We start from the raw sequence: 26,027 nt of genomic DNA on the forward strand, positions 1-26,027 counted from the left end.
CCAAATAATTATTCTATTTGCGTGAGAAATGAAACGGATGATGGTGTTTGTGCGACAGCGATCAAAAGAATGAGAGGATCTACTCATTTATTGAGGGATAAACACCGGCTTATATGGCGTGAAAGCATAACGTCAGGCATTATTTTTGATAGTTTATTATCATTTAGGGGCTTAACGATGAGCAAAATTACCATGAGCGCGATTGCCGCCGCTGCCGGGGTGGGGATCGCCACCGTGGATCGGGTGCTCAATCGCCGCGCGCCGGTGCGGGCGCAAACCGAACAGAAAGTACTGGCAGCGGCGCATCGGCTGGGTTACCGCAGCAGCCACGCCCCGCTCAGTGCACAGAGCGACGGCGTGACGCTGCGTATGGGGTTTATCCTGCTGTCGGCTTCGTACTCTTTTTATCAAACGCTAACCGATGCGCTGCGCCAGCAGACGCAGCCATTTCATCCGGCCGGCAGCGAGCCGCTGTTTGTCTGGCACGAGATTGATGAGGTGGCAGCGGTGGTGGATTCGCTCTACCGGCTGGCTGAGCAGGTGGAGGCTATCGGCGTGGTGGCGCTGGATCATCCGCTGATCCGCCACGCGATAGCGCACGTTTCGCGTCAGGGCGTGCGCGTCTACGCGCTGTTTTCTGACTTCTCGCCCTGTGGGCATGCTGGCTATTTCGGCCTGGATAATCAGAAAGCCGGGCGCAGCGCGGGCTGGATCGCCAGCCATCTGCTGCATCAGCCGGGTCCGGCGGGCGTGCTGCTGGGGGATCACCGCTTTATCTGTCAGGAGAACTGCGAGAGTGGTTTTCGCTCGTATCTGCGCGAGCAGTACAGTGCGCGGCGCGTGCTGGAACCGCTCAAAACCCACGAATCGATTGCCGGTGGTTATCAGGCGACTCGCCAGCTGCTGGAGCAGCATGCCGATCTGGCGCTGATTTACGCGCCGTGCGGCGGCATTGAAGGGGTCGTTCAGGCGCTGCGTGAGCAGCCGCAGCGTAAGGTGGCGCTGATTTGTCACGGCCCGGTCAATGACGGCGACCTGGCGCTGATAGATGGCACCATCACGGTGATGCTGCGCCATCAGATCGCTGACATGGCACGACAGCTGGCGCAAACCGTGCTGCAACGTCACGCTGAGCGCAGCGACCATTTTTCTCAGGTCACCCTGCCGTTTGAGATCGTCATGCGGGAAAATGTCTGAGGCGTTGCGCAGTCACCCTTTGTTATCGCTCACCGGGCGACAGCCACGCCAGCGCGCATGACGACAGCATTTGATAAAAAAATTATCAAAAATTTGATAATTAAATTTATGATCGCTATCAAAGAATGAAAGTTCCATGATTGAGGTTGGTGAAATATCTATTTGATACTGATGCCAGCCCTCATCATAAGGAACCATCATGACCCTACACATTGCCAATGCGCCCTGCAGCTGGGGCGTAGACGATCCTGACAATCCTTTCCTGCCGCCATGGCAAACGGTGCTGCGCGAGGCGGCCCAGGCCGGTTACCGCAGCATTGAACTCGGGCCGTGGCGCTATCTGCCGACCGATGCCGCCGAACTGCGCCAGCAGCTGGAAGCGCATCAGCTGTCGCTGGTGGCCGGCACCATTTTTGATGATTTGGTCAGCGAGGCGAATTTCCCGGCGATGGTTGAGCTGACGCACAACATCTGCCGCAACCTGTCGCAGGTGCCGTGCGCGGCACGCACGCACGGTGATAACCGGCCCGCGCCCTATCTGGTGATTATCGATTTCGGTAACCCGCAGCGGGCGCAATTTGCTGGCCAGACAGAGAAAGCGCCGCGCCTGGCACCCGCAGACTGGCAGCGCATGATGCAGCACATCACTCAGCTCAGTCACATCGCCTGGCATGACTACGGCGTGCGACCGGTGATTCATCCTCATGCCGGTGGCTGCATTGAGTTTGCCGATGAACTGGAACAGCTGGTGCAGGACATCCCGCACGAGGTCGCCGGACTGTGTCTCGATACCGGCCATCTTTTTTATTCCGGCATGGATCCGCAGACCTGGCTGCAACGCTACTGGTCGCGCATCGACTATCTGCATTTCAAAGACATCAATGCGGCCGTCTGGCGCGATGTGATTGCGCGCGGCGTCGACTTTTTCACTGCCTGTGCCGAGGGCGTGATGTGCCCGCTTGGCCAGGGCGCGATTGATTACCCGGCGCTGCGGGCGTTTCTCGCTGAACGTCACTACCAGGGCTGGATCACCATTGAGCAGGAGCGCGATCCGCGCAACGCCGCCACCAGTCTGCAGGACGTCACGGCCAGCCTGCTCTACCTGCATTCCATCGGATTCTGAGGAGAACAGCATGATTAACGGGAGCAAAGTACTGGATCGCGCGCTGCGCTGGGGCATGGTGGGCGGCGGCGGCACCAGCCAGATCGGTTATATTCACCGTTCCGCTGCTTTACGCGACGGCAACTTCACCTTAGTGGCGGGTGCGTTTGATATTGATGCGGAGCGCGGGCGGGCGTTTGGTCGCGCGCTGGGCGTGGCGGCGGAGCGCTGCTATAGCGATTACGAAACCCTGTTTAAAGCGGAAGCCGCGCGTGCTGATGGCATTGAAGCCGTCTCCATCGCCACGCCGAACAATACGCACTTTGCTATCTGCCGCGCTGCGCTCAGCGCCGGGCTGCACGTGGTGTGTGAAAAACCGCTGTGTTTCACCTCCGCTGAAGCTGAGGAACTGCAGCAACTGTGTAAAGCGCAGCAGAAGATCATCGGCGTGACCTACGGTTATGCCGGTCATCAGCTGATTCAGCAGGCGCGCACCATGATTGCTGACGGTCTGTTGGGTGAGATCCGCATTGTGAACATGCAGTTTGCTCACGGCTTTCATCACGAAGCGGTCGAATTACAGAATGCCAGCACCAAATGGCGCGTCGATCCGCGTTTTGTTGGCCCGAGCTATGTGCTGGGCGATCTGGCCACCCATCCGCTGTTTATCGCTGAAACTCTGTTGCCGCAGTTACAAATAAAACGCCTGCTGTGCAGCCGCCAGAGCTTTGTGGCCTCGCGTGCGCCGCTGGAAGATAACGCCTTTGTGATGATGGAATACGATAACGGTGCGGTCGGTACGCTGTGGGCGTCAGCGGTGAACTGCGGATCGATGCACGGCCAGAAAATTCGCGTGGTGGGGGCCCGAGCCAGTCTGGAGTGGTGGGACGAACAGCCAAACCAGCTGCGCTATGAAGTGCAGGGCGAGCCGGTGCAGATTCTTGAGCGCGGCATGGGCTATCTGCACGCCAGCGCGCTGGCCGATGACCGTATTGGTGGCGGCCATCCCGAAGGATTATTTGAAGCCTGGTCGAATCTCTATCGCCGTTTTGCGCTGGCGATGGACGCCACCGACCGCGGCGATCACGCCTTCCTGCAGGACTTCTGGTATCCGGACGTGCACGCCGGGCTGATGGGGGTACGCTGGGTGGAACAGTGTGTCAAATCGGCGGATGCCGGTGCGGTGTGGGTTGAGTGCTGACTGGCTGACGAAATTTAACCGGAGTGCGAGGCAGCGGGGCGGCATCCGTGCTTTATTGGGAGCCGCTGCGCATGCCTTCTGCAGTTGCTGCGGCGATCTGGTCAATGGCGCGCTGTGCCTGTTCGCACTGATGCAAAATAGTGAAGGCATGATGGTAAAGCATTTTCCCCGCTTCGGTAGGCGTTACGCCGCGTTTGGTGCGGATCAGTAACTGCTGATTCACTTCTCCCTCCAGCGTGGCAAGCTGCTGGCTTAGCGCTGGTTGCGCAATATGCAAACTTTCAGCGGCCTGCGTCAGGCTGCCCGCGTCGACGATTTTGATGAAATATTTAAGGCGACGAAGGTTCACGATTACTCCCTCTGGCGACACGATTCGGTGTATCAAAAGCGTCCGGCACGGTGAGATGCAGCAGACGCAGAGTTAAGAACAAAAGCCACGACGGCAGGCAGGTACTACGATTAACAGTTTTTTAACATCGACACGCGCAACGCGGCGTGACCGGTGGCGCAATTCGCTGGAAAGGTTTGGGCGCAATCGCAAAAGTGTGCGACGCGTCGCGCAAATGAGGGACTGGAAAGAGAGAAATAGCAGCGATACAGCTGCGAATTTTTAGCGCTAAGACCGGCAATGTAGCGAATCAATATGCCGGCGCAGAAAAGCAAAAACCCAGCCATAAGGCTGGGTTTTCTGAATAGTGGTGCCCGGACGCGGAATCGAACCACGGACACGGGGATTTTCAATCCCCGTGTGTAAGTGTTAATTTTTTCCGCTTTGATTGTTGTGAAATTGCTTATCTCACCTGAATAAACTTCAGGTGTTATAAATGCATTTAAAATCAGATGATTACAAATCACTTGGTGCCAGACCGAAAGTGATTCCAGTTGTTTCAACTAAAGGTGGCGAGGGTAAATCAACCCAGGCCGCAAATCTCGGCGGTTTTCTCGCGGATGCGGGTATCAAAACCCTCATTATCGACGGAGATCACGCTCAGCCAACTGCCAGCAGTATTTATCCCTTAGCATATGAAGCGCCTTGCGGTCTCTATGAGCTGCTCATGCAGACTGCAGACCTCTCACGGCCAGAAAACATAATTTCCCGCACCGAGATCGATAATCTGGACGTCATTGTCTCCAATGATCCCCGCAACCTTTTACCTACTTACATGCTTAATGTTGCCGACGGACGCGTGCGCCTGCGGAATGCGCTGGCGAATCCAGTTTTCAGCCAGTATGACGTCATCCTGATAGATTCACAGGGTTCACGTTCGGTAATGTCGGAACTGATTATTCTTGCCGCTACCGGTGAAATGATCGGCATGGTGAAGCCCGTTCTGCCCGATGTCCGCGAATTCATGCGCGGCACAGTTGCTCTTATGGAAGAACTCCTTCCTTATCTGGCCTTTGGTATCAAACTCCCGCAGATACGCATGCTGGTTAACTGTATGGATTATACGGTGCTGGCGAAAACCACCGTTGAGCATGCTGAAGCCATCATTTCAGGCGGGGATTACAGTCAGCATTCGGACAAAATAGTTATCGAGATGCTTCAGACCAGAATCTATGACCTGGATATCTATAAACATGGTCATGCAGCAGGGCAGCCAGTTCACAGGCTCGAGAAGAAAACCAGCCGTAAAAGTGATTCGGCCTTTGATTCCATGCACAACCTTGCATGCGAACTTTTCCCCGAATGGAAAGAGAAGTTTGACGAGCTTGCTGGAGAAGGGGAACGTAAAGATGACCTCTAATCGCAGAAATATCCCCGGTCTATTTTCTCTTGATGCTGAACAGTCTGTCATCGGTGGCCTGATGCTGGATAACGATCGCTGGGATGAAGTGGCAATCCGCCTCAGCGCCAATGATTTCTTCCATAAGGTTCATAAAGCCATCTTTCAGGAAATGACGCGTCTGGTGGCGGCCAGTAAGCCCATAGACCTCGTGACGCTGGCTGAAAGTATTGAAAGCCGTGGTAAAGATGCCCTTGACCAGCTCGGTGGCTTTGCCTACCTGGCAGAGCTTGCTAAGAATACGCCCAGCGCGGCAAACATCGTTGCGTACTGTGACATAGTGGCAAAATACAGTCAGGGTCGTCAGTTAGCCGCAATTGGTACAGAAATCACTGAATCGGTAAAACAACCGGGTGCTGATATTGAAAGGGTAATGGAAATTGCCGAGCAGAAAATCACCCGACTTGCCGAGCGAACTGAACCTGAACAGGCAGTCACTCTCATTGATGGTATGGAAAAACTGCTGGTTGAGCTGGAGCGCCGATGCAATGTCCCTGACGGTATTACCGGTACGCCTACAGGTTTTGAAGACTTCGATGCCATGACCAGCGGTCTTCAGGCTGGCGACTTAGTGCTTATAGCGGCACGTCCATCAATGGGTAAAACGGCGTTGCTGATAAGTTTGCTGATTAATTCCTTAATGAAAAAAAAGGAGTCAAACGGGCAGTTTTACAGTCTTGAACAGCCAACAGAACAGATCCTGATGCGCATGGTTGCTTCACTGGGCAGCATAGACCTGACCCACCTCAAGAGTGGGTTGATGGATGATGAAGACTGGGCGCGCGTGTCAAACGCTTATGGGCTGTTAACAGGGGACCTCAAAGATCGCCTCATCATTGATGACACCGGTTCACTGACGCCCGCGATGCTTCGTATTCGCGCCAGACGCAACGCACGGCGCTATGGTCATCCATCGATTATCGGACTTGATTACCTGCAGCTGATGCGCTGCCCGGATCAGGAAAACCGCACGCAGGAAATTGCAGAAATATCGCGTTCCCTGAAAGCGCTGGCCAAAGAAATGGACTGCCCTGTTGTCGCGCTGTCACAACTGAACCGACAGCTTGAGAGCCGCGCAGATAAACGTCCGAATAATGGTGATCTTCGCGATTCCGGGGCTCTTGAACAGGACGCTGACGTCATCGTTTTTATCTACCGCGATGAGGTCTATCACGAAAACTCGGATGATAAAGGCGTCGCTGAAATCATCATCAGCAAACAACGCCAGGGGCCTACAGGCACAATTCGCCTGCAATATGAAGGTCGTTTCACCCGATTTTCTGACCTGACGGCCAGCGCAGGGAGGACAGCAGCATGAGTAACGTTCGTAACCTGAACATCGGTGCTGCCATGCTGCAACGGGGTAAATCGCCTTCTCAGATCACTGACCCAATGGATGCCGCTTCGTTGCCGGTCAGCGAAATGGCAATGGTACTGTCACTTGACCAGCTGCGCCCGAATCCAGACAACCCCCGTAAAGGCCGCAATCCGCGTTATGAAGAAATCAAAGCCTCCGTGCGTGCTCGCGGACTGGATTCCATTCCAAAAGTGACCCGCGATCCTCAGGGGGAAGACGTTTACATCTTCAGCGACGGCGGCAACACCCGATATCAGATTCTCTGTGAGTTATGGCAGGAAACCGGCGATGAACGTTTCTATCGCATACACACCATTTTTAAACCGTGGCCCGGGCGGCTGAAATGTCTTGTCGGACATTTGGCTGAAAACGACGTCAGGGGAGACCTGAGCTTCATTGACAAAGCATTTGGGATTCACAATGCGAGAATTATTCAGGAAGAGCAGCTGGGAAGGCCTGTTTCACTTCGTGAGTTGTCTGAACTCCTGAATGAGGAAGGCTATCCTGTTCACGCATCCAGTATCAGCCGGATGGAGGATACACTCAAATATCTTCATCCGCACATGCCTGACCTTCTGGAAAGAGGACTCAGTCGTGGGCAGGCCCTCCCCATCCTAAACCTCAGAATTCTGGCTGAGAAAGTATGGACTAAATATGACGTATCCGATGATTCGACAGATGAATTTGAGCGGGTATTTGGTGAAGCGTGCAAGAATTTTAATGATCCTGACAGCTTCTCCTTTGATCACCTGCGCGATGAATTAATAGGTCTTCTGGTTAAAGCTCTGCCCCATCCGAGCCTCAATTATGATCGTTGGCTGATTGAGCTTGACCCCCGTGAACAGAAGCGCCGTGAGCAGTTTGGTGAGCCGCCACCGCTGCCGGCAATGTCGCCACCACAGGAAAGAGCGGCAGGCCGGGAATCCCCGACGTCAATTGTCACTGTTCTGCCTCCGGATACAGACTCCGAAACCCCGGTCACGGGGCTGCGCAGCGGCACCCTGATCACACGCGGTCGTCCCGAGCCAGCTCCGGAACTGCCCGCAGGCGCTGAACTGCCTGTAAACGCACTGGTAACCGCCGGCAGTGAACCGCGTCGCGAAGTCCAGGATGACCTTTTTGGCGGCCGGCCGGTCATTACCGGTGAAACGGCTGGTACGGACAGCATTTCTCTTACTGATTTCAGTCAGGGCACACTGTTATCAGCAATTGGTGAGGAAAATGACCCTCTGCCGGCGTCAGTCAGCTCAGTCTCCTTCGCTGCTACCGGCCTTGAGCCCGTCAGCGATATCTGGCACATCCCGGCACTCCAGGATGATATCGAGCATCTGCAGGATATGGCCTACCGGCTTGTCTTCGAGATTGCTGAGGCGATGGGCTGTGCGGACAATGTGCGGGAGGATAAACACCCTCAGTCATCAGGCTTTGCCGTCACCGAAACCGGCAGCGAATTTGTCCTCTTCCTGGCGGGTCTATCCGGCTCACTCCCAAACAAACAGTTCAATATGTTTATGTTCTGCCTGAATTTCTTCGGTACTCAGTCTCCGGCTGACGTGGCCGTATTCGACGATATTACGGTTGTGAAAACAATGCGTCTTATCCGCATTATCCGCCGTCTGCGTGAGCTGCAGCGACTTGCTGCAAAGGGAGGGGAAAATGTCTGATGATCTGAACGATGAAATGGCGCAAGCCAGTACGGCTCTGTTCACCCAGCGCGGCATAGATGCAATCCGGGCGCAGGTGCATTCTGTAAAACCGTCAAAAGCGTTCTGTGAATGCTGCGGAGCAGACATACCGGTCGCTCGCCAGCTGGCTGTGCCGGGCGTGGAATTCTGTGCTGGCTGTCAGGATGTCAAAGAGAAACAGGACCGTCACCGTGCTACCGGGAGCAGGGGGATGCGCTATGTCGGATAACGCAAAAGTCACAGCCCGTATCCGCCGCCTGATGGCGCTGGGCACGCGCAACAGTAACCCTCATGAAGCCGCCCGTGCGGTTGCACTGGCCCAGCGGCTTATGCAGCGTCATGGTATGACGCCAGACATGCTTTCTCTCAGTGGCATCTCCGAATCAGTTTGCCTGAGCCTGACCAGTAATGCAGATAAAGTGCCAGCCTGGCTGAGCTCTCTGGCAACAGTGGTCTGCATGGCCACAGGATGTCGCTGCTGGTTTGGCTGGCATGTTCATGTCAGTTCACAGGGAACCAGCAGCGTTCGCCGTTCACTTCACTTTTATGGTTTTAGCGAACGACCCGAGGTGGCGCTCTACATCTATACCGTTCTGCAGCGCCAGCTGCGCGCCGCGTCTGAAACGCACATGGAACAGTATCGTACCCGTCGAATGCTGCTGCGTACGCGCCGTCGTCGTGCAGATCAGTTCAGGGAGGGCTGGGTATCCGGCGTCTGGCAGGTGCTGCGTTCATTTGCGCCCTCTGAGGAGGAAAATACCGTACTTCAGCGCTGGCTGACAAAGCGCCATGCCGGAGACGCACTGGCCGACGTGACTGTTCGTGAGGCGGGAAGCTGCCGCGGTGACAGCGCTGCCCGGATGGCCGGTTTTCTCGCCGGCCGGGATGCCGACCTTCATCATGGCCTCAGTGGTGAACAGGCTCCCCGGCAGATTTCAGCAGGGGGAGGTTCTCATGACTGATGGTTTTTTATGGTGTGCCTGCCTGTCGGGCTGGCTTTTTGATGTTCTGCTCGTCGCCGACCAGGCGATTTCAGGAGGTGGCCTGTGAGCCAGCATAACTTTTCTAATCTCTCTCAGGCTACCACGGCCATTCTTTCCGCACTGCTGATGGACATCAAAAACGGCAATATCCGCCGCTGCGAGTCGCTGGGTATGTCCGTTGAAGAGATCCGTGCGCTAAGTCACCTTAGTCTTGACGAACTGCACTACCTCAGCCAGTCACACGTTTCCGTGCTAGATGTCTCCCTCAATCATGAAAATTTCTGGCTAATGCTGAATCAGGCCCGGAACGAGCAGAAGCGGTTCATGATGATTGACCGTGCACTTGAACTCGGCGGCTCAATGGAGCTTATCGACCGGTACTTTGGCCTGTCCCCCTCAGAAGTGAGTGCACGCCGCCGTCTGATGGGCATCGAGTCCCGGCAGGGGCGAACTCAGGCCCTGACAGAGCCTCAGGACGCAGCGCTCTGGATCGAATGGAAAGCCTCAGGTCTGACATCTCCTGATTCCCATCAGGCGCTTGAGGCGATGATGCTCGCGGCGGAGCAGTTGGGTCTTTCCCTGACAGCAGTCTGGAGCCGCGTATGTCAGTGGTGCCGGGAGGCGGGTACCACTGCCCGCACTGCGCCCGCACAAATACGTAAGGAGGCGTGATGGAACTGGAAGATTTTTCTCCTCGTCAGCAGGTTTCCCCGGCGGTACGCCGCCGGGCGCAAAAGTTATTCCATGCACTTTGCTGCGGCCAGAAAGTGTTCCGCCGGCTGACCATGAACGGATATCTCAAGATAGATGTAGGACCGTTCTGGCGCATCCTGAGCAAGGACGGTGGCCGGCAGTGGTGGCTGATGGATCATGAGACATACAACCGTGAAATACGCCGGTAACGGATTGCCGCTGATGACCATACTGTGCCGGGTTTATCCCGGCACAGTGCTGTCTCAGGCAGAAGAGGAGAGCATAAAATGACCATTCCCGCCGACAGTATCGTGGCGCATACGCTTGGCAGAATGCAGCAGAATCTTGAGCGGCGCGCTGATACCGGCGATGTAAGCCAGGAACGCAGCGGGCTGCTGTTTATGGGAAACGTGCACGATGCGTTCCCGCGCAGGCTGTTTCTTGATACGCGCCTGTCACCGCTGGATAAAACCGCCTGGGTGATGATCAGGCTTTATGCGCAGCAGAATGAGGGAGCCATCTTTCCGACCTATGACGAGCTACAGGTTCAGCTGGCCTCCGCGCATTCCGAAAAATCCTCACGCGATACGGTGAGCCGCGTTCTGCTGATGCTGCGCCTGACCGGCTGGCTCAGTCTGTGTAAGCGGGTGCGTGATGACCGTGGCCGCGTGAGGGGCAATATCTACGCGCAGCATGATGAGCCGCTGGGTTACCGTGACGCCGAAACCTTTGACCCGGGCTGGCTGACGCTTCTTGAAGAGAGCTGCCAGAATCGTAATAAAGCGGTCCGGATGACCGCGCTGGCCGTGGTGAATGATATCCTGCAGGACCCCGGGATGCGTCATCGTCACAGTCGCCTGGCCCTTATCGAAAATCGCCTGAGCGCGCCGTCCACGCCCCAGCAGATGGTCTGCAATCGCCAGGCTGTAACCCGCAGTCCGGATTCCGGACTCAGTCAGAAAAGCCCAAAAAATCAACCAAATCCACCGAGTCCGGAAAACGGACTCAGTAATTCATTAATGGAGAAAACGCCGAGTCCGGAATCCGGACTCAGCCTGAAATCAATGACTTACACCGGAGTCCGAAATCCGGACTGTAACGTACGTTCTTTCACACAGAGTGTGAATAAAAAAACGTACGTACCGGGTGGAGAGCATTTTTTGCCTGAAGACTTTGTTAACGGGCTGAACAGTGAGGATCGGCAGATGCTCACCACCCAGATGGCCTCACTGCCGGAAGCGCTAGCGAAGGCGTTGGCTGACATGCTGCGCGAACAACTGCGACTTGGCAGGCTAAATAATCCGGTTGGCTGGTTGTTCACGATGCTGCGACGTGCCCGTTGCGGTGAGCTGAATTTGCAGGAAGCCGCAGTACATGGCAGTTCAGGCAGCAATAATTCCAGTACAACCGTCCCGCGTGCTGTAACAGCAGCCAGTCTACCTGTAAAGCCTGCGAGCAGGCCTTCTAAGGAGGATGTCAGGGCGATGATTGAAAGCATACGCCAGAGTGTTAGCAAATAATTAGACGGTTGAAGCTTCAGCTTACCTCCATCCGGTAAGACACTTGCAAATAACACAATCCACCCTGCGGTAATAAACAAGCAGTGTTGCGGGGCGCAACGGCGGTTAAAAAACAAGCAGTGTTGCGGGGCGCAACAGCGGCTAAAAAGTAAGCAGTGTTGCGGGGCGCAACAGCGGTTAAAAAACAAGCAGTGTTGCGGGGCGCAACAGCGGCTAAAAAGCAAGCAGTGTTGCGGGGCGCAACAGTGGCTAAAAAACAAGCAGTATTGCGGGGCGCAACAGTGGCTAAAAAACAAGCAGTGTTGCGGGGCGCAACAGCGGTTAAAAAACAAGCAGTGTTGCGGGGCGCAACAGCGGCTAAAAAGTAAGCAGTGTTGCGGGGCGCAACGTTGGCTAAAAAACAAGCAGTATTGCGGGGCGCAATCAAATCAAAATCTAACCCGCCGTTAATTTCTTAACCGTAATTATGAGTTTCACATTGTTGGGAATACATCTGATTCAGGACTATGCCAGCTCTTCTTAACTGAATACAGGTGACGATAACGATGGCAGATAAACAGGTAACAAAAACAGGCTCTCTTCAGTCTGAAATGACAATTGCGCTCCATACCAATTATGCAATTGGTTTGTGGCTGGGGCGCAAACGGGAGAAGCCGGAGGGAGACGCGCCTGCGAAACACGGCATTATCGGAATGCCCCAGTTCTTCGCGCGCGCAACACAAATTAACCAGGATTCGCTGAGTAACAATCCCTGGGCTGATGAAGCTATGTACCGTCTGGAAGAAAAGCTGAAATCTGCATCTGAAACGATGTCCGGGCTTATCAGTAAGCTGGATGAAGATATGAGTGCGCTCCCACAGGGCGTAACATTGACGGAAGTTTCTTCGGCAGAGCCACTGGATATTCATGTTTATACGCGTACTCCGCTGGGCTACCGGTGCGTGTTTCTGCTGGTAGGATTTGACCAATTTGCCAAAAAGGTGCTTCAGGCATCGCATTATGGACTGATCACGCGAAATGACCGGGACAGTTATCTCAGTGAAGGAGGACGGCTGCTGCGTCAGATTTACGGGACGGTTTTATCTTACCGTAGGGTGGATGCAACACGCCTCGATGCAGCAGAAAACAATGCTGTCTGGCAGAAGGCCTGTCAGGATGCAGGTGAGCCCGATCGTGCCGTTCTGCTCGGCGAAAAGCGCTCAGCCTTTTCACCGCCGGTGAATGAAGCGAGCGTAAATTTGCTGCGCATGCGTTATCAGGCAGTCTGACTTACAGGAGGCTGGCTATGCGCCTGTATATCTGTGAAAAGCCCTCTCAGGGGCGCGACCTGGCAGAGGTAGTCGGTGCCACCCGTCGCGGCGATGGGTTTCTGTCAGGCAGTGGCGTCACCGTCACCTGGGCCGTAGGCCACCTGCTGGAAACCGCCCCGCCGGAGGCCTATGGTCAGCAGTATGGTAAGCCCTGGTCGCTCTCTGCGCTTCCCATCCTGCCGGCCCCCTGGCAGGTCGTTGTTAAGAAGGAGACGCAGGATCAGTTTAAAGTCATTGAGCGGCTGCTGCGTCAGGTTGACGACGTGGTGATTGCCACTGATGCTGATCGTGAGGGTGAAGTCATCGCGCGCGAGCTGCTGGATTACTGCCGCTGGGAAGGCCCGGTGCAGCGGCTCTGGCTCTCCGCTCTGGATGAAATCAGTATCCGCGCAGCACTTAAGGACCTTCGCCCCGGGCACGCCACGCTCGGGATGTATCACGCCGGTCTCGGGCGAGCCCGGGCCGACTGGCTGATAGGCATGAACCTCTCCCGTCTTTATACCCTGCGTGCAGCCGAGGCAGGCTTCGATGGCGTTGTCTCTGTAGGTCGTGTGCAGACACCGACGCTGGCGCTGGTTGTTCGCCGGGACCGGGAAATCGCCTCTTTCGTGCCCAGGCCTTACTGGCAGGTTAAAGCGATTATTTCGGCCGGCGGCATCACTTTTCCGGCGCAGTGGGTGCCGGCGAAGGTGTATACCGACGAAGAAAAGCGCTGTGTTCACCAGAACATCGCGCAGCAGGTGGCTCAGCTCTGCCGTCAGACGGGGCACGCAGTGGTGACAGAATGTGACACTAAGCGCGAAAAATCCGCCGCACCGCTGGCTTTTTCGCTGGGCACCCTGCAGCAGGCCTGTGGCAGAATGTGGGATATGTCACCCCAGCAGGTGCTTGATACCGCGCAGAGCCTGTATGAAAAGCACAAGGCAACCACTTACCCCCGCACCGACTGCGGTTACCTGCCTGAATCCATGCGGGAAGAGATTTCCGGTGTGCTCGATGCCATTGGCCGTACCGATCCGGAATGTGCACCGGTGCTGGCAGGCCTCGACAGGGAATTTGTCTCGCGCATCTGGAACGACAAAAAAATAACGGCACACCACGGCATTATCCCCACGCGCAATGCGTTTCAGTTGTCCGCGCTGTCGGAGGCGGAACGTAACGTCTATCTGCTCATCCGCCGTAACTACCTGGCGCAGTTCCTGCCCCTACATGAGTCCGATATCACCCGGCTGCAGTTCGATATTGGCGGGCAGCTGTTCCGCAGCACCGGACGAACGGAGGTGATAAAGGGCTGGAAGGTCCTTTTTGAAAAAGATCAGGATAGTAATATTGATGAGGACGATGAAGCAGACGCTGCCCTGCCGCCGCTCAGCCGCAATGACCGCTGCGCGGTGACCGGTGCTGAGGTGGCGCAGCTGATGACCCGTCCGCCGGCACACTATACGTTTGCCACCCTGATTGGCGCCATGATGAATGCGGCCGCTTTTGTTACGGACGTTGCGCTGCGTAAGGTGCTTAAAGACAATGCGGGGCTGGGCACCGAAGCTACCCGGGCAGGCATCGTTGAGCAGCTGCTGAACCGGCGTTTTATTGTGCGTAAAGGCAGCAAAATTATGGCGACCGAACTGGGAACCGACGTGATCGATGCCCTGCCGCCCCAGCTGACCGAGCCGGGCATGACCGCGCTCTGGGAGCAGGCGCTGGATGAAGTTGCCGCCGGCCGTATGTCGCTGGACGACTTTCTGCGGCGCCAGGCCGGCTGGACGCGTAACCTGGTCAGCCAGGGGGCTCAGCAGCAGGTCCGTATCCGGGTTCCACCCACGCCTGCCTGCCCGATGTGCGGAGGGAAAACCCGCCTGCGCAAAGGGGACAGGGGGGAGTTCTGGAGCTGCCAGCGCTATCCTGGGTGCAAAGGCGTTATAAACATCAGCGGCAGCAAAAAGAAGCGTTCCCTGAAACCTAAGTCTGCTGAATCAAAGAAGAATTAATCCGTCGTCTCCGATTGCGGGCCGTCAGGGGCTTTGCTATTGTGGCACCGGCTCTGAAGCCGCACCCCGTGACTGCGGGTTTCGTCAGCATCTAATGCATATGCTGACGGAATACAGTCTGACCGGCCCTGTCCACACCTGAACGGGAGCCGGTAAGGCACGAAAACTCCGTGAAACCCGTGCCGGGAACTGAACACGCCAGCGGAGCAACTGCTTTAAGCAGATTAACATCAGGTCGATGGTGCAGACCTCAGGGGGCGGTGCCGCAGGGTGCCGCTTTTTTTATTTTTATGTGCTGATGATTTTTTGCACGCTGCAACGTTGACATCCGCGGCGTCTGAATGAATGATTAAGTGGCTAATCGTTGTCGTTCCGACAACTGCCAATGTTCCGGTGATTTGAGAGGAACGCCTTCGGGTAATCACATGCCAATGCCATCACAACCTGAGAGATGGCGCTTTCGGGCGGTTCAAACCTGTTTAACCTTTGAAAACAGGAACCTGATATACAGGTTAAGGTCCATTTCACCAATTCAGCCAGTCGGCAAATTTTGCTGACATCCCTGCGGGAAACACTTCCCGTAAGGGACAGATGTTTCTCCGCAATCTGTTTAGTTTTTACTCCGGAGAAACCATCATGACTGCAACTACCAATACCCCTGCTTCAAACAGCTCTGCTTCTGCTAATCAGAAAAAAGAGTTTTTCAACCTCAACGTCAGCGGCATCGGATATCTCAATTCGATACGTCGTCTTCAGGGACCCAACGGCGAATTCACCTGCGCCGTTATTAATGCTCTGACCGGCCCTACTGATAATGCGTCCTATACCCGCTTCGATGTTACGGTCGCTGGCGCGGACACCACCAAACTCATTAATCGCTGTCAAAAAGCCGTTGATGAAGAAGAAAAAGTGCTGATTGGCTTCGTGCTAAGCGGACTCAAAGCCGATGTGTTTACCCTTCAGTCGGGTGATCATGCCGGTGAAAGCCGTCCTTCCCTGAAGGCCCGCCTTATCAAGGTGGAGTTCATCAAGAAAGGTCAGGACGTAGTCTATCAGGCACCCAATGCTTCCCAGACGCCAGAATCCGGCTCATCGGCTCAGAAAGAGTACGATCCGAATTCGTTCTAAGCGTTACGGACACACCACCGGAACATCCCGGTGGTCGTGTTTCTCACCCCACATTTCTGAGAGGAAAACATTATGTCCGCACGCGGCGTCAACAAAGTTATTCTGGTCGGTCATCTCGGTCAGGACCCTGAAGTTCGTTACATGCCAGATGGCAAAGCGGTGACCGGCTTAAGCCTGGCCACTTCTGAAACCTGGCGTGATAAACAGACCGGTGAAAACCGGGAAATTACCGAATGGCATCGCGTCGTGCTGTTTGGCAAGCTGGCTGAAGTTGCCGGTGAATACCTTCGTAAGGGTTCACAGGTGTATATCGAAGGTCAGCTACGCACCCGTAAATGGACGGATAACAGCGGCACCGATCGCTGGACTACCGAAGTCGTTGTGGGAATGAACGGAACGATGCAGATGATGGGCGGAGGCCGTAACAATGGCACCAACACCAGTGGAAACAATGTGCAGTCAGGTCAGCAGAGTGCATGGGGCCAGCCTCAGCAACCTCAGCAGCCTCAGTCAGCGCCACAGAATCCGGCGAATGAGCCACCAATGGATTTTGACGATGACATACCGTTCCTCGGACACGGTTATGGCATATGCCGGAAAGCCATTTACGCCATTTCGTAATGGATTCATATAATTATGACCTAAAGTGCGCCGGTTCAGTCTGGCGCTTTTTTCTTCTATAATGATGTTCATTAATCAGGAATGTCACTGGAGATCTACCATGAACACACGATACGAAGCTGATGTTGTTGCCTGGGCTCAGGAGCAGGCAGCTTTACTGCGTGCCGGTCGGTTCTCTGAGATTGATATTGCTAATATCGCCGAGGAGATCGAGGACGTGGGCAAAAGCGAGAAGCGGGAACTTGCCAGTCGTATGGCCGTTCTGCTGGCGCATCTTCTCAAATGGAAGTTTCAGCCGGGCCGCCGAGGTTCCAGCTGGCAGCGAACCATCAAAGAACAAAGAAAAGCACTGGCATTACACATCAAAGGCACACCCAGCCTGAAAACTGCGCTCTCTGATCGTGACTGGATAGCTGCTGTATGGGCCGATGCTGTATCTTCTGCAACTCAGGAAACGCAACTTGACGTCTTTCCCGAGGACTGTATCTGGGATATGGGACAAATTCTGTCTCAGGAATTTTATCCTGAATGAGTTACCGCTATGCCAGACAAGAAAGCGCCTTCGGGGTAAGCGTCTCACCTGCACCGTCTTGCGCTTTATCGGTTCGGCCCACTTCACTCTGACAGCACAGGTGATGCTTGTTTCGTCTAATCGGCTTTGAGTGCCTCATATTTTTACTAAGATTAATCTGGGCGTGGATTAATCCCGTCTTTTTAATAGCTTTTAAATGGAGATTACAATGGAACTTGTAAAAGAAGCGGAACTGAACAGAAGCGTCTCGTGGGGCAGCATCATTGCGGGCGTGGTAACGGTAATGGCAGTGTCCCTGCTGCTGACCACGCTTGGGTCAAGCCTTGGTTTTTCAATGCTTTCACCTCAGTCTGACGATGTCATTAACGGTGCTGACAAGGCTGTTATTATCTGGTCAGTTATCTCGATAGTGCTGAGTCTGGCCTGCGGCGGTTTTGTGGCCGGCAGGCTGGCGGGCGCGGATGGAACCATCCATGGATTTCTCTCATGGGCCACATCCCTGCTTGTTGCTTCCGTGCTGGGCTTCGCCGCCGCTGGCGGCATTCTGCACATGGCGGGAAGCGCCGTTGGCGCAGCAGCATCTGCTACGGGTTCTGCTGTGAGTGGACTGGGCAGTGCCGCAGGAAAAGCATCGGGCGCAACAGCCGATATCGCTCAGAATGTTGCTGACAGGCTCGGACTGAACACGCAGCTCACAGCCCCGCAGGCGGACAAACAGGTACTTGATGCGCTGCGCAGGAGCAACATTAAAGAACTTCAGCCGGAATTTCTGCAGTCCCAGCTTCAGGCAGCGGGGAGTGATATTGCAGATTCGGTCAAAGATTTGGCTGTTAACCCGGGCAACAGTGACGCCATTATTGATACGCTGAGCGGTAAACTGAAGTCACGGGCGGATGCAGTCAGCAAAGGTGTCGACAGGAATGAGGTGAAAAAAGCGCTGGCAGAAAATACCCGTCTGTCACCGGAAGAAGCGGACAGGGCCGTCGATAACTTCATTCAGGCGCGTGACAAAACCGTTCAGGAGGTAAGCGACCGTATGGCCCGGCTCCAGAGTAATCTGAACGATGCGAAGGCGCAGTACGCGGAATTCAAAAAGCAGGCAAAAGAGAAAGCTGACGAAGCCGCCAGCGCGGCTGCAAAAATCGCTCTGTGGTCATTCATCGCTCTTCTGGCGGGGGCTGTTGTCAGTGCGCTGGCCGGTTTGTGGGGGGTGAATACTCACCCTGCCTACCGGAAAATCAGGGCCTGAAAGACACCGGATGGGCGTAATAACCCCAACCATCCGGAATGGAGGTTGTCTTTCTGATGTGTAGCTCATCTCTGGATTCAGCATAAATAAAAAGGGCTGCGGCTAAAGCCGCAGCCCTTTTGTCTGCTGAAAACTGCAACTGTCCCGGACGTGTCGGGTGCCTCCCGATAGGTCAGAAAAGCCAGAACCTGACCTGCCGTTTCTGCTCATTGCCAGGATGATTATGTTTGTATCTGACTTGGCCCCGCCGCTGAGGGGGATTCACGTCCGTTTGTTTACATCCATCAGATTTCCTGTAGAAAACTGAGCGGTGCCGGGTGCCTCCCGGTGAGTCAGGAAAAGCCACAACCTGACCCGCTTATTGGCCAAGGCTTTCAGCCTTTTTGTGGCTCAGCCCCGCCGCTTAGGGGGATTCACCGCTTGGTTAAAATAACATACCTCACGCGAAATTTTGGCATTACTCATCTTAAAAATGGTACTGATGAGTGGTACCTAAAAAAGTATTTTCCTAACGGTGGTAACCGTGACAGCCAGTGTTCAGTGCCGGCCAACAGCCGATACTGAAAGTCATTGTGGATTTGTCAGGGAGGTGATTCTGCCGTATAACCCGCTGTGCCCTGCGCTCATTTTAGTTCCGGTTGGTATCTGGTGTGGTAAAAGGGATGCTGATAAATTAAGTAATTATGAATTATTTCCAACTGAACAGAGCGCAAAATAACCGTGAAAATTCTGACTATTCAGTACGTACGCGGACTGGCGGCCTTGCTTGTAGTCATTGCCCATAACGCTGCCTTTCTGGGGGATTACTGGGCAAATCACATTCCCGGAGCCCTGGGCGTGGATGTTTTTTTCATCGTCAGTGGTTTCATTATGACGTTCATCACCCGCCAGGCACCGGAGGAAGCCAGTACATTTTTAATTAAGCGTTTTTTCCGCATATGGCCTCCCCTCTTTCTGGTCTGGCTCGCCTCACTTGTCTTTGTTTATCCTGAACGGACCATCGGCCAGATGTCATGTGTGCTTTATTTCTGCCTTCAGGATTACACCAGACCGGGGCCGACGTTTGGTTTCAGTCCGCTGGGGCCACCCTGGACCCTGTCCTATGAAGTCATGTTCTACGCCGTTTTTGCCCTTTCCATGCGTCTCAGTTATCGCTACCGCAGCTGTCTCTGTGCGCTGATTTTTATGACTGCCATGGTGGGATTTCAGCTCTTTTATAACGGCAGTTTCAGCTTCTCCTCTCAGGTATCACCTGAAATGGTTGTCTCGGACTGGTGGCAGGGCTGGATTAAAATTGGCAGTAACACGATTGTTTTTGAATTCATTGCGGGTATGTTTCTGGCAGAACTGATGGTGAATAACAAAATCAGTGACTCCCGCGTTATCCGGGCAGTGGCGTGGGGTGCTCTCGCTTTAGCCATTACTTTTGTCACCATCACCGGGCCGCAGGTTTTCGGCATGAGCGGCGGCTTCTGGCCGGCGCTGGTAATTATGGCTTCGGTCATTGCGCTGAGCTGCCATATAAAAACCGTAAACATTCGCGCGCTGTCATTTCTGGGTGATATTTCTTACTCACTGTACCTGGTTCATTACCCGGTGATGCTTTTTATCAAAAACGCTTTACCTTCATCGGCGATGCAAAACGGTAACCCGGCAGTATTTATACTGTCAGTCGTCATAAGCACGGGAATAGCGTCAGTGATGTTCAGGCTGGTTGAAATACCCTCGGTACAGTTAGGGAAAAAAATCACCAGGAGCCTCTTGCTAAAAAGAGCCTCCGAAAGCAGCCAGTCTTAAAGGGAAAAGTCATTTGAGCCGGAATCTTTAAAGCATCAGATATATGTATTGATGAAACCAGACTTCGCTTATTTCACGCCAGTATTTATGAAGTTTTTTCCTGAACGGGGTTCAAAATGATTCATGAAAAAAAGCACGTATTGTGGACCGTCAGCCTGATGAGTTTAAATTTACTTTCATTTTCATCAGTGGCAGCCAGTGTCTGTGACTCGGTTGCCGATGAAGATTCACAGACCGTCACCAGTCAGGAAACCGAAGAATGTACGGTTTCGCCGTCACTGGGTTTTTTCTCGGTGGCTCAGGGAGCTTCTGTTGATGTTACCCGTGAGGGCGTGGGTGGCGTCGCGGTCTATATTCCGGACAACAATCTGGAAGTGTTTGGTAATGGTGGCACCATCACTTCTGCTTACACGGGTATACGCATAGCCAGTAACGGGCCTGGGGTGTCAAACGAAACTCACATTGATGACTTTATTAATGACGGACTTATATCCGTGACCGGAGGGACAGGTATTGCCGCCGTTTATAACGTTTCAGGGTTTATTGGGGATTTTACAAACAGCGGCACACTGCAGAATGATTCCCTGATCACCAATATGGCCCTCAACAGCGATCTGACCGGAAACGACAATTACACCACCGCCCTTTATAACCTTTCATCAATTGACGCGGTTTTTAATAACGGGAAAATCAAAGCTGCGACAGGTATTACTAACCTTACAACGAGTGGAATAACCAACCGGATAGGTAAAATTGACAATACGGGCACCATTACGGGCTCCGTCGGCAATGGTATTCTCAACGAAGGAACGATTGGCAGTATCCTCAATGAGTCTGGTGGAATCATTCAGGGGGCAGACACGGGTATAAGCAATGCCGGTAACATCTCTCAGATTGTAAACAGCGGCACAATCAGAGGGGGAAACTGGTCTGTATACAATTCAGGCAACATTAGCGGCGGTATTCACAACTCAGGATTGCTTGATGGCTCTGTTTACCTTGGCAACTCAGCGATTTATATCAGTGGGACCAGAGCGGTTATTAACGGCGCATTAACCGGTCAGGCGGGCTCTGCAGTGTTCGTGGGGGATGGAAACTCGTCCGCAGCGTTCACCGCCACGAATAACGCAAGCGTGGACAATATTACCGTCACGTCCGGCAGTTCACTGACGCTCTCACCATCTGCCCGCTGGTCCGCCGCTAACGGCACGGTAAATAACGGCACCCTGACCCTGGAAAGCGGCAGTATCCTTGACGGTGCCCTGTCACAGAACGGCACACTGCTCTTCAGTACGGAAAAAAACGCCTCCTCAGTCATTAATGCCAGCCTGACCAACCGCGGAAGCCTCGTGCTGAATCCCACCCCGGCCAGCGCGGGCAACACCCTGACGGTTAACGGTGATTATACCGGACTGCCCGGCAGCTCGGTATCGCTCGGCAGCGTGCTGGGCGGCGATGACTCCCTGACTGACCGCCTCGTGGTGACCGGCAACACAAGCGGTGCCAGCACGCTTTTCGTGACCAACGAGAACGGCGGCGGCGCGCAGACGCTGGACGGTATCCAGCTCATCAGCGTGGGCGGGCGCTCTGACGCCGTGTTCTCGCTGGGTAACCGCGTGGTGGCCGGTGCCTACGACTACAGGCTGCGCAAAGGAAACGTTTCGGGTACCGACACGGCGGGCTGGTACCTGACCAGCACTGCCTTCGCATCAGTCCCTGACCCCACACCTTCTCCCGGGCCTTCACCTGAGCCAGTCCGCATGTATCGCCCCGAGGCGTCGGCCTACACGGCTAACCTTCAGGCGGCGAATACCCTGTTTGACCTGTCAATGCGGGACCGCAGCGGGGAAACGCGCTACAGCGACCCGGTAACGGGGGAGGCCCGTACGACCAGCCTGTGGATGCGTAATCTGGGCAGCCACGGGCGCGCGTCCATGGCGGACGGCCAGAACCGCACGCAGACTGACCGTTATGTGCTGCAGCTGGGCGGGGATATTATTCAGGGCTCCACAAACGGCACGGACGCGCTTCACGCCGGCCTTATGGGCGGCTACGGCCGGGCGGACAGCGGCTCACACAACGGCCTGACCGGCCGGGACGCAAAGGGCAGCGTGAGCGGATACAGTGCAGGGGTGTACGGCACGTGGTACCAGAACGCAGAGGCCAAAACCGGCGCATGGGCCGAGACGTGGGCGCAGTACAACTGGTTCCGCAACGAGGTCTCAGGGGATATGCTGCCTGTGGAGCGCTACAACAGTCAGGGAATAAAGGCGTCGCTGGAGGGCGGCTATGCCTGGCTGGCGGGACGCTGGCAGAGCCGCAGCGGAACGGAGAACCGCCTGTTCCTTGAACCGCACGCGCAGGCTGTCTGGTCCGGCATCCGGGCGGATGACCACACCGAGGCGGGCGGCACCCGCGTGCAGGGGACGGGAAACGACGGGGTCACCACCCGCCTGGGACTCAGAACCTACCTGAACGGGAAAAGCCGGCTGGACCAGCAGACCGTGCGCGAGTTCCAGCCGTTCGTGGAGGTGAACTGGCTGCACAACACACAGGTGTACGGCGTGCGCATGAATGAAGAAACGGATGATGTGCGGGGTAGCCGGAACGTGGCCGAGCTGAAAACGGGTGTGGAGGGGCGTCTGTCGAGGAGCCTGTCGGGCGCCCTGGTGTTCACGCAGCAGGCCGGAGGCGGTGGCTACCGCGACAGTCAGGGCTCGCTGCAGGTAAGCTACCGGTTCTGAGATATCATCCCGTCGCGGGCAGCAGGTCAGCTTTCCAGGGCAGCAGATCGCGCAGCCGGTTCACCGGCCAGTCCTGGATGTGGCCGATGACGTAACGCAGCCACGCCTCCGGCTCCACGCCGTTCAGCCGGCAGGTGCCGATCAGCGAGTACAGAACCGCTGCCCGCTCCCCACCTGCGTCTGAACCGGCGAACAGCCAGTTCTTCCGGCCCAGGGCGACGCACCGCAGCGCGTTTTCCGCGATGTTGTTGTCGATTTCCGCCCAGCCATTGCTGCAGTACAGGTTCAGCGCGTCCCACTGCTTCAGCAGGTAGGCGAACGCCTTTGCCGTATCGGAGTGGCGCGACAGCTCCGTCATCTGAACCTGTATCCAGTCGTACAGCGACTGCATCAGCGGCACGGTCTGCGCTTTCCGGACCGCCAGCCGTTCCTCTGCCGGGCTTCCGCGTATCTCCGTCTCGATGGCATACAGTTCGCCGATGCGCCTGAGCGCTTCGGTGGTGATACCGGTCGGCGTGCGGGCATGAACGTCGTGGATTTTCCGCCGGGCGTGGGCCATGCAGGCCGCTTCCGTGATGCGGTCGTCTTTGTACAGGGCGTTGTAGCCCCCGTAGGCATCCGCCTGCAGGATGCCGCTGTACCTGGCGAGATGCTGCTGTGGATGAACGCCCTTACGGTCCGGCGAGTAAGCGAACCAGACCGCCGCCGGCAGCTGCGAACCGGCGTTGCGGTCATCCCGTACGTACACCCACAGCCGGGCAGTCCGGGTTTTGCCGCTGCCCGGCTCCTGAACCGGCACCGGGATATCGTCGGTGTGCACCTTACCCGGCATCAGCACGTACTGACGCAGCAGCTTATACAGTGGCTCCAGCAGTTCGCTCACCGCGCCGGACCAGCGCCCCAGCGTGGCACGACTCAGCTCCACGCCCTGACGGCGGTATATCTCCGACTGACGATAGTGAGGCGTGTGCTCCGCGAACTTCGCCGTGACGATGCGCGCCAGCAGCCCGGGGCCCGCGTAGCTGCGCTCTATGGGTTTTGACGGCATGGGGGCCTGAACGATGTGGTCACAGCGGCAGCAGGCCAGCTTCGGCCGCTGCGTCTCGATGACCTTAAAGGCGCTGCTGATGAGCTCCAGCTGTTCCGACACGTCGCAGCCCAGCGCGCTGAGCTCGCCGCCGCAGGCCGGACAGGCGGTTTCTGTCGGTGGCAGCATGCGGATTTCACGGTGAAGCGAGGCCGGCAACGGTTTGCGGGCGGAAGACTGGCGCAGCGGCGGCGGAAGTACCGGGTCATGCTGTTCACCCAGGACCTCTGCCATCTCCTCCTGCAGGGCGCTGATGTGCTCCTCTGCCTGACGCACCTGACGCTGCGTTTTCTCCCGCAGCTTTTCGGAGCTTTTGCCGAACTGCATCCGCTGCAGCTTCGCGACCAGCGCTTTCAGCCGGCTGATTTCGCTGGCGTACGCCGCCACCCGTTGTGACAGGAGGCGGTTGTTTTCGGCCATCTGCTCAAGGCTTCGCTGCTGTGTGTCCAGCAGCGCCCTGAGGCGGGCATTTTCTGCAGAAAGTGAGCGTTCCATGCGCTCACATTACGCCGGTTCAGATGCGCAGGCCAGGAGGATTTATCCGCTGCGGATGCTTCCAGTTAATGCCTTCCAGCAGCATGGCCAGCTGGGCCTGCGTCAGGTGCACCCTGCCGTCCCGGTTCACCGGCCAGACGAAACGCCCCCGCTCAAGGCGCTTCGTAAAAAGACAAAGACCATCGGGGTCTGCCCAGAGGACCTTAACCATATCGCCGCGCCGGCCCCGGAAGATGAACAGGTGGCCGCTGAAAGGGTCGGCACGCAGCGTGTTCTGCACCTTTGCGGCCAGACCGTTGAAGCTGCAGCGCATGTCCGTCACGCCGGCAACCAGCCAGATGCGTGCGCCTGCCGGAAAGCTAATCATACCTCACTCCCACGGATTGCACTGACCAGCGCCCGCAGCAGCTCCGGTGTCACGGGGCCGGTCAGGCTCAGGGTGCCGCCAGGCAGCGTCAGCTTACAGCTGATAACGGGGGGCGAATCCGGTGTGCCGCCGTTCTGCCTGACCGGAACAGGAAAAGGCTCAACCGTGACGGGTATCATCCCGGCGCGCGTGGCAGGATCCAGCAGGCCCTGACGGTGCAGGTTGCGCCAGTTAAATACCAGATTGTCATTGACCCCATGCTCCCGGGCCAGCTTTGCCACGCAGGCGTCCGGCTGCAGGCTCAACTCTGCCATACGGATTTTGAACTCCAGCGGCCAGTCCGGACGCCGCTTTTTTACGGGCAGGTTCGTTTCCAGATTGAAGGCGTAGAGCTCCTCCTCAAGCCGTTCAGGCGTGTAGTCCTCGGGCAGCGGCCAGTTAATACCCGTACGGCGAAAACGCTTGAACATTTTATGCGTAGCGGAAGTGCTGACTTTCAGTTGCTCAGCGATTTCACGGTAGGTCAGGGCGTCGTTAAACCGCAGGCTGAGTGCAGTAATGATCCAGGGTCGACTGGTGTAAGGCGTGTTTCTGTCCACGGTAGTGTCCATGTTCGCGAAAGTGTCCATGGTAGGAAACACGGGAAGAAATGGAAGACGGTATAAACGTGACGCTTACCCTTCGGGCGCTTTTTTTATCCAATGCAACCTGAAACAGCGGGAAAATCGAGAACCCCTTCGATACGTAAAACTTGCTTTTATGGACCGAAGGGGTTGACCCGGAGGGTATTATTTCTGGAAAGCCGTTACCTCTGTAACCTTGAACGAGTCAGGGTGCAGTTCAAAGCTGTTGAAGCTGGCGTTAATAACAAATTTCTGACCAGGCTCAATGTTACTGACAAGGTCTCCCGCCTGACCGATGACCACATCATCTTTAAGCAGGTTGATTTTGATGATTACATTTGCGAGGGTCTTTGAACTGGTATTTTGGCCCAGCCCCTGAATTGTTTGTAATCCGTTTTGTGTGCTCTGAAAATGCAGATTACTTAACTGTACGTTATCGTTGCCAGCAGCCGTTGCTCCGGCGACCAGTGCTAAGTAAAGGCAAACACCGCTAATGCTTTTTTTCATGTCATCCTCATTTTGACTGTTTTGATAAAGTGACTGACTGCCACTTCTCTTCTA

At 55.5% G+C, this 26,027-nt stretch carries 25 protein-coding genes and 1 pseudogene; 20 read left to right on the forward strand and 6 right to left on the reverse strand.

The annotated features are described in order from the left end of the window. Window positions 1-177: 177 nt before the first annotated feature. Window positions 178-1,197, forward strand: a complete 1,020-nt coding sequence (locus F3J41_RS20630; protein WP_166712257.1) for a LacI family DNA-binding transcriptional regulator — start codon at window positions 178-180, stop codon at window positions 1,195-1,197. A gap of 12 nt (window positions 1,198-1,209) precedes the next feature. Here F3J41_RS20630 and F3J41_RS20635 read toward each other — a convergent pair whose 3' ends face one another. Further along, entirely contained in the window at window positions 1,210-1,398 is a 189-nt protein-coding gene (locus F3J41_RS20635) for a hypothetical protein (protein WP_166712259.1), read from the reverse strand. Between F3J41_RS20635 and F3J41_RS20640 the strand changes: the two genes are divergently transcribed. Together F3J41_RS20640 and F3J41_RS20645 are read left to right on the forward strand one after the other, a co-directional pair. Next, the gene (locus tag F3J41_RS20640; RefSeq protein WP_136547133.1) at window positions 1,397-2,320 is read left to right on the forward strand and encodes a TIM barrel protein; all 924 of its coding nucleotides are present in this window, start codon (window positions 1,397-1,399) and stop codon (window positions 2,318-2,320) included. The genes F3J41_RS20635 and F3J41_RS20640 overlap by 2 nt on opposite strands. Before the next feature lie 10 nt (window positions 2,321-2,330). Further along, complete coding sequence (locus F3J41_RS20645) at window positions 2,331-3,500, forward strand: Gfo/Idh/MocA family protein (protein ID WP_021507773.1); 1,170 nt, start codon at window positions 2,331-2,333, stop codon at window positions 3,498-3,500. 94 nt (window positions 3,501-3,594) lie between these two features. On the opposite strand, the pseudogene F3J41_RS20650 reads toward F3J41_RS20645, so the two are convergent. Then, a pseudogene (locus F3J41_RS20650) lies at window positions 3,595-3,849 on the reverse strand (LysR family transcriptional regulator); the annotation flags it as partial. Between the two features lie 475 nt (window positions 3,850-4,324). Here F3J41_RS20650 and F3J41_RS20655 point away from each other — a divergent pair. From F3J41_RS20655 to F3J41_RS20730, 17 genes are all read left to right on the forward strand, one after another. After that, a complete protein-coding gene (locus F3J41_RS20655; RefSeq protein WP_166712261.1) occupies window positions 4,325-5,248 on the forward strand; it encodes a ParA family protein in 924 nt (307 codons plus the stop codon). Further along, window positions 5,238-6,605, forward strand: a complete 1,368-nt coding sequence (gene dnaB-PI, locus F3J41_RS20660) for an SPI-7-type island replicative DNA helicase (RefSeq protein ID WP_166712263.1) — start codon at window positions 5,238-5,240, stop codon at window positions 6,603-6,605. Before F3J41_RS20655 ends, dnaB-PI begins: the two co-directional genes overlap by 11 nt. Further along, complete coding sequence (locus F3J41_RS20665) at window positions 6,602-8,308, forward strand: ParB family protein (protein WP_166712265.1); 1,707 nt, start codon at window positions 6,602-6,604, stop codon at window positions 8,306-8,308. The genes dnaB-PI and F3J41_RS20665 overlap by 4 nt, the downstream gene beginning before the upstream one ends. Further along, a complete protein-coding gene (locus tag F3J41_RS20670) occupies window positions 8,301-8,558 on the forward strand; it encodes a TraR/DksA C4-type zinc finger protein (RefSeq protein ID WP_104187897.1) in 258 nt (85 codons plus the stop codon). Before F3J41_RS20665 ends, F3J41_RS20670 begins: the two co-directional genes overlap by 8 nt. Further along, window positions 8,548-9,291: a DUF2786 domain-containing protein gene (locus F3J41_RS20675; RefSeq protein WP_166712267.1), complete on the forward strand. Its 744-nt coding sequence runs from the start codon at window positions 8,548-8,550 to the stop codon at window positions 9,289-9,291. Before F3J41_RS20670 ends, F3J41_RS20675 begins: the two co-directional genes overlap by 11 nt. A gap of 84 nt (window positions 9,292-9,375) precedes the next feature. Further along, window positions 9,376-9,984 carry a DUF2857 domain-containing protein gene (locus tag F3J41_RS20680; RefSeq protein WP_104187900.1) on the forward strand — a complete coding sequence of 203 codons (609 nt, stop codon included), beginning with the start codon at window positions 9,376-9,378 and terminating at the stop codon, window positions 9,982-9,984. Beyond that, entirely contained in the window at window positions 9,984-10,214 is a 231-nt protein-coding gene (locus F3J41_RS20685) for a hypothetical protein (protein ID WP_059012802.1), read from the forward strand. The genes F3J41_RS20680 and F3J41_RS20685 overlap by 1 nt, the downstream gene beginning before the upstream one ends. Before the next feature lie 78 nt (window positions 10,215-10,292). Further along, the gene (locus F3J41_RS20690; RefSeq protein WP_166712269.1) at window positions 10,293-11,525 is read left to right on the forward strand and encodes an STY4528 family pathogenicity island replication protein; all 1,233 of its coding nucleotides are present in this window, start codon (window positions 10,293-10,295) and stop codon (window positions 11,523-11,525) included. Window positions 11,526-11,770: 245 nt separating this feature from the next. Then, entirely contained in the window at window positions 11,771-11,893 is a 123-nt protein-coding gene (locus tag F3J41_RS23600; RefSeq protein WP_256378135.1) for a hypothetical protein, read from the forward strand. A gap of 177 nt (window positions 11,894-12,070) precedes the next feature. Beyond that, window positions 12,071-12,793 carry a PFL_4669 family integrating conjugative element protein gene (locus F3J41_RS20695; RefSeq protein WP_166712271.1) on the forward strand — a complete coding sequence of 241 codons (723 nt, stop codon included), beginning with the start codon at window positions 12,071-12,073 and terminating at the stop codon, window positions 12,791-12,793. A 17-nt stretch (window positions 12,794-12,810) separates the two neighbouring features. Further along, complete coding sequence (locus F3J41_RS20700; protein WP_166712273.1) at window positions 12,811-14,823, forward strand: DNA topoisomerase III; 2,013 nt, start codon at window positions 12,811-12,813, stop codon at window positions 14,821-14,823. A 636-nt stretch (window positions 14,824-15,459) separates the two neighbouring features. Then, window positions 15,460-15,951 (forward strand): STY4534 family ICE replication protein, encoded by a 492-nt coding sequence (locus tag F3J41_RS20705; protein ID WP_166712275.1) that lies wholly within the window; start codon window positions 15,460-15,462, stop codon window positions 15,949-15,951. Between the two features lie 72 nt (window positions 15,952-16,023). Then, window positions 16,024-16,572, forward strand: a complete 549-nt coding sequence (locus tag F3J41_RS20710) for a single-stranded DNA-binding protein (RefSeq protein WP_166712277.1) — start codon at window positions 16,024-16,026, stop codon at window positions 16,570-16,572. Window positions 16,573-16,672: 100 nt separating this feature from the next. Beyond that, window positions 16,673-17,104 carry a DUF29 domain-containing protein gene (locus tag F3J41_RS20715; protein WP_166712279.1) on the forward strand — a complete coding sequence of 144 codons (432 nt, stop codon included), beginning with the start codon at window positions 16,673-16,675 and terminating at the stop codon, window positions 17,102-17,104. Window positions 17,105-17,312: 208 nt separating this feature from the next. Beyond that, on the forward strand, window positions 17,313-18,353 hold the full coding sequence (locus F3J41_RS20720) for a hypothetical protein (protein WP_022622972.1): 1,041 nt from the start codon (window positions 17,313-17,315) through the stop codon (window positions 18,351-18,353). A 720-nt stretch (window positions 18,354-19,073) separates the two neighbouring features. Beyond that, window positions 19,074-20,150 (forward strand): acyltransferase, encoded by a 1,077-nt coding sequence (locus tag F3J41_RS20725; RefSeq protein ID WP_104094418.1) that lies wholly within the window; start codon window positions 19,074-19,076, stop codon window positions 20,148-20,150. A gap of 116 nt (window positions 20,151-20,266) precedes the next feature. Beyond that, the gene (locus tag F3J41_RS20730) at window positions 20,267-22,894 is read left to right on the forward strand and encodes an autotransporter outer membrane beta-barrel domain-containing protein (protein ID WP_233209859.1); all 2,628 of its coding nucleotides are present in this window, start codon (window positions 20,267-20,269) and stop codon (window positions 22,892-22,894) included. Between the two features lie 4 nt (window positions 22,895-22,898). Here the strand turns inward: F3J41_RS20730 and F3J41_RS20735 are convergent, their stop codons facing one another. The 4 genes from F3J41_RS20735 to F3J41_RS20750 all read right to left on the reverse strand — a co-directional run bounded on the left by F3J41_RS20735 (window position 22,899) and on the right by F3J41_RS20750 (window position 25,973). After that, complete coding sequence (locus F3J41_RS20735; protein ID WP_104094417.1) at window positions 22,899-24,476, reverse strand: IS66 family transposase; 1,578 nt, start codon at window positions 24,474-24,476, stop codon at window positions 22,899-22,901. 19 nt (window positions 24,477-24,495) lie between these two features. Then, the gene (tnpB, locus tag F3J41_RS20740) at window positions 24,496-24,843 is read right to left on the reverse strand and encodes an IS66 family insertion sequence element accessory protein TnpB (protein ID WP_058702782.1); all 348 of its coding nucleotides are present in this window, start codon (window positions 24,841-24,843) and stop codon (window positions 24,496-24,498) included. Continuing rightward, window positions 24,840-25,454, reverse strand: coding sequence for an IS66-like element accessory protein TnpA (tnpA, locus tag F3J41_RS20745; RefSeq protein ID WP_022622967.1), 615 nt, complete (start codon window positions 25,452-25,454; stop codon window positions 24,840-24,842). Before tnpA ends, tnpB begins: the two co-directional genes overlap by 4 nt. 177 nt (window positions 25,455-25,631) lie before the next feature. Continuing rightward, window positions 25,632-25,973, reverse strand: coding sequence for an FxLYD domain-containing protein (locus F3J41_RS20750; RefSeq protein WP_166712281.1), 342 nt, complete (start codon window positions 25,971-25,973; stop codon window positions 25,632-25,634). Window positions 25,974-26,027: the final 54 nt, after the last annotated feature.

Source organism: Pantoea sp. Ap-870, from assembly GCF_011752515.1.
GTDB lineage: Bacteria > Pseudomonadota > Gammaproteobacteria > Enterobacterales > Enterobacteriaceae > Pantoea > Pantoea dispersa.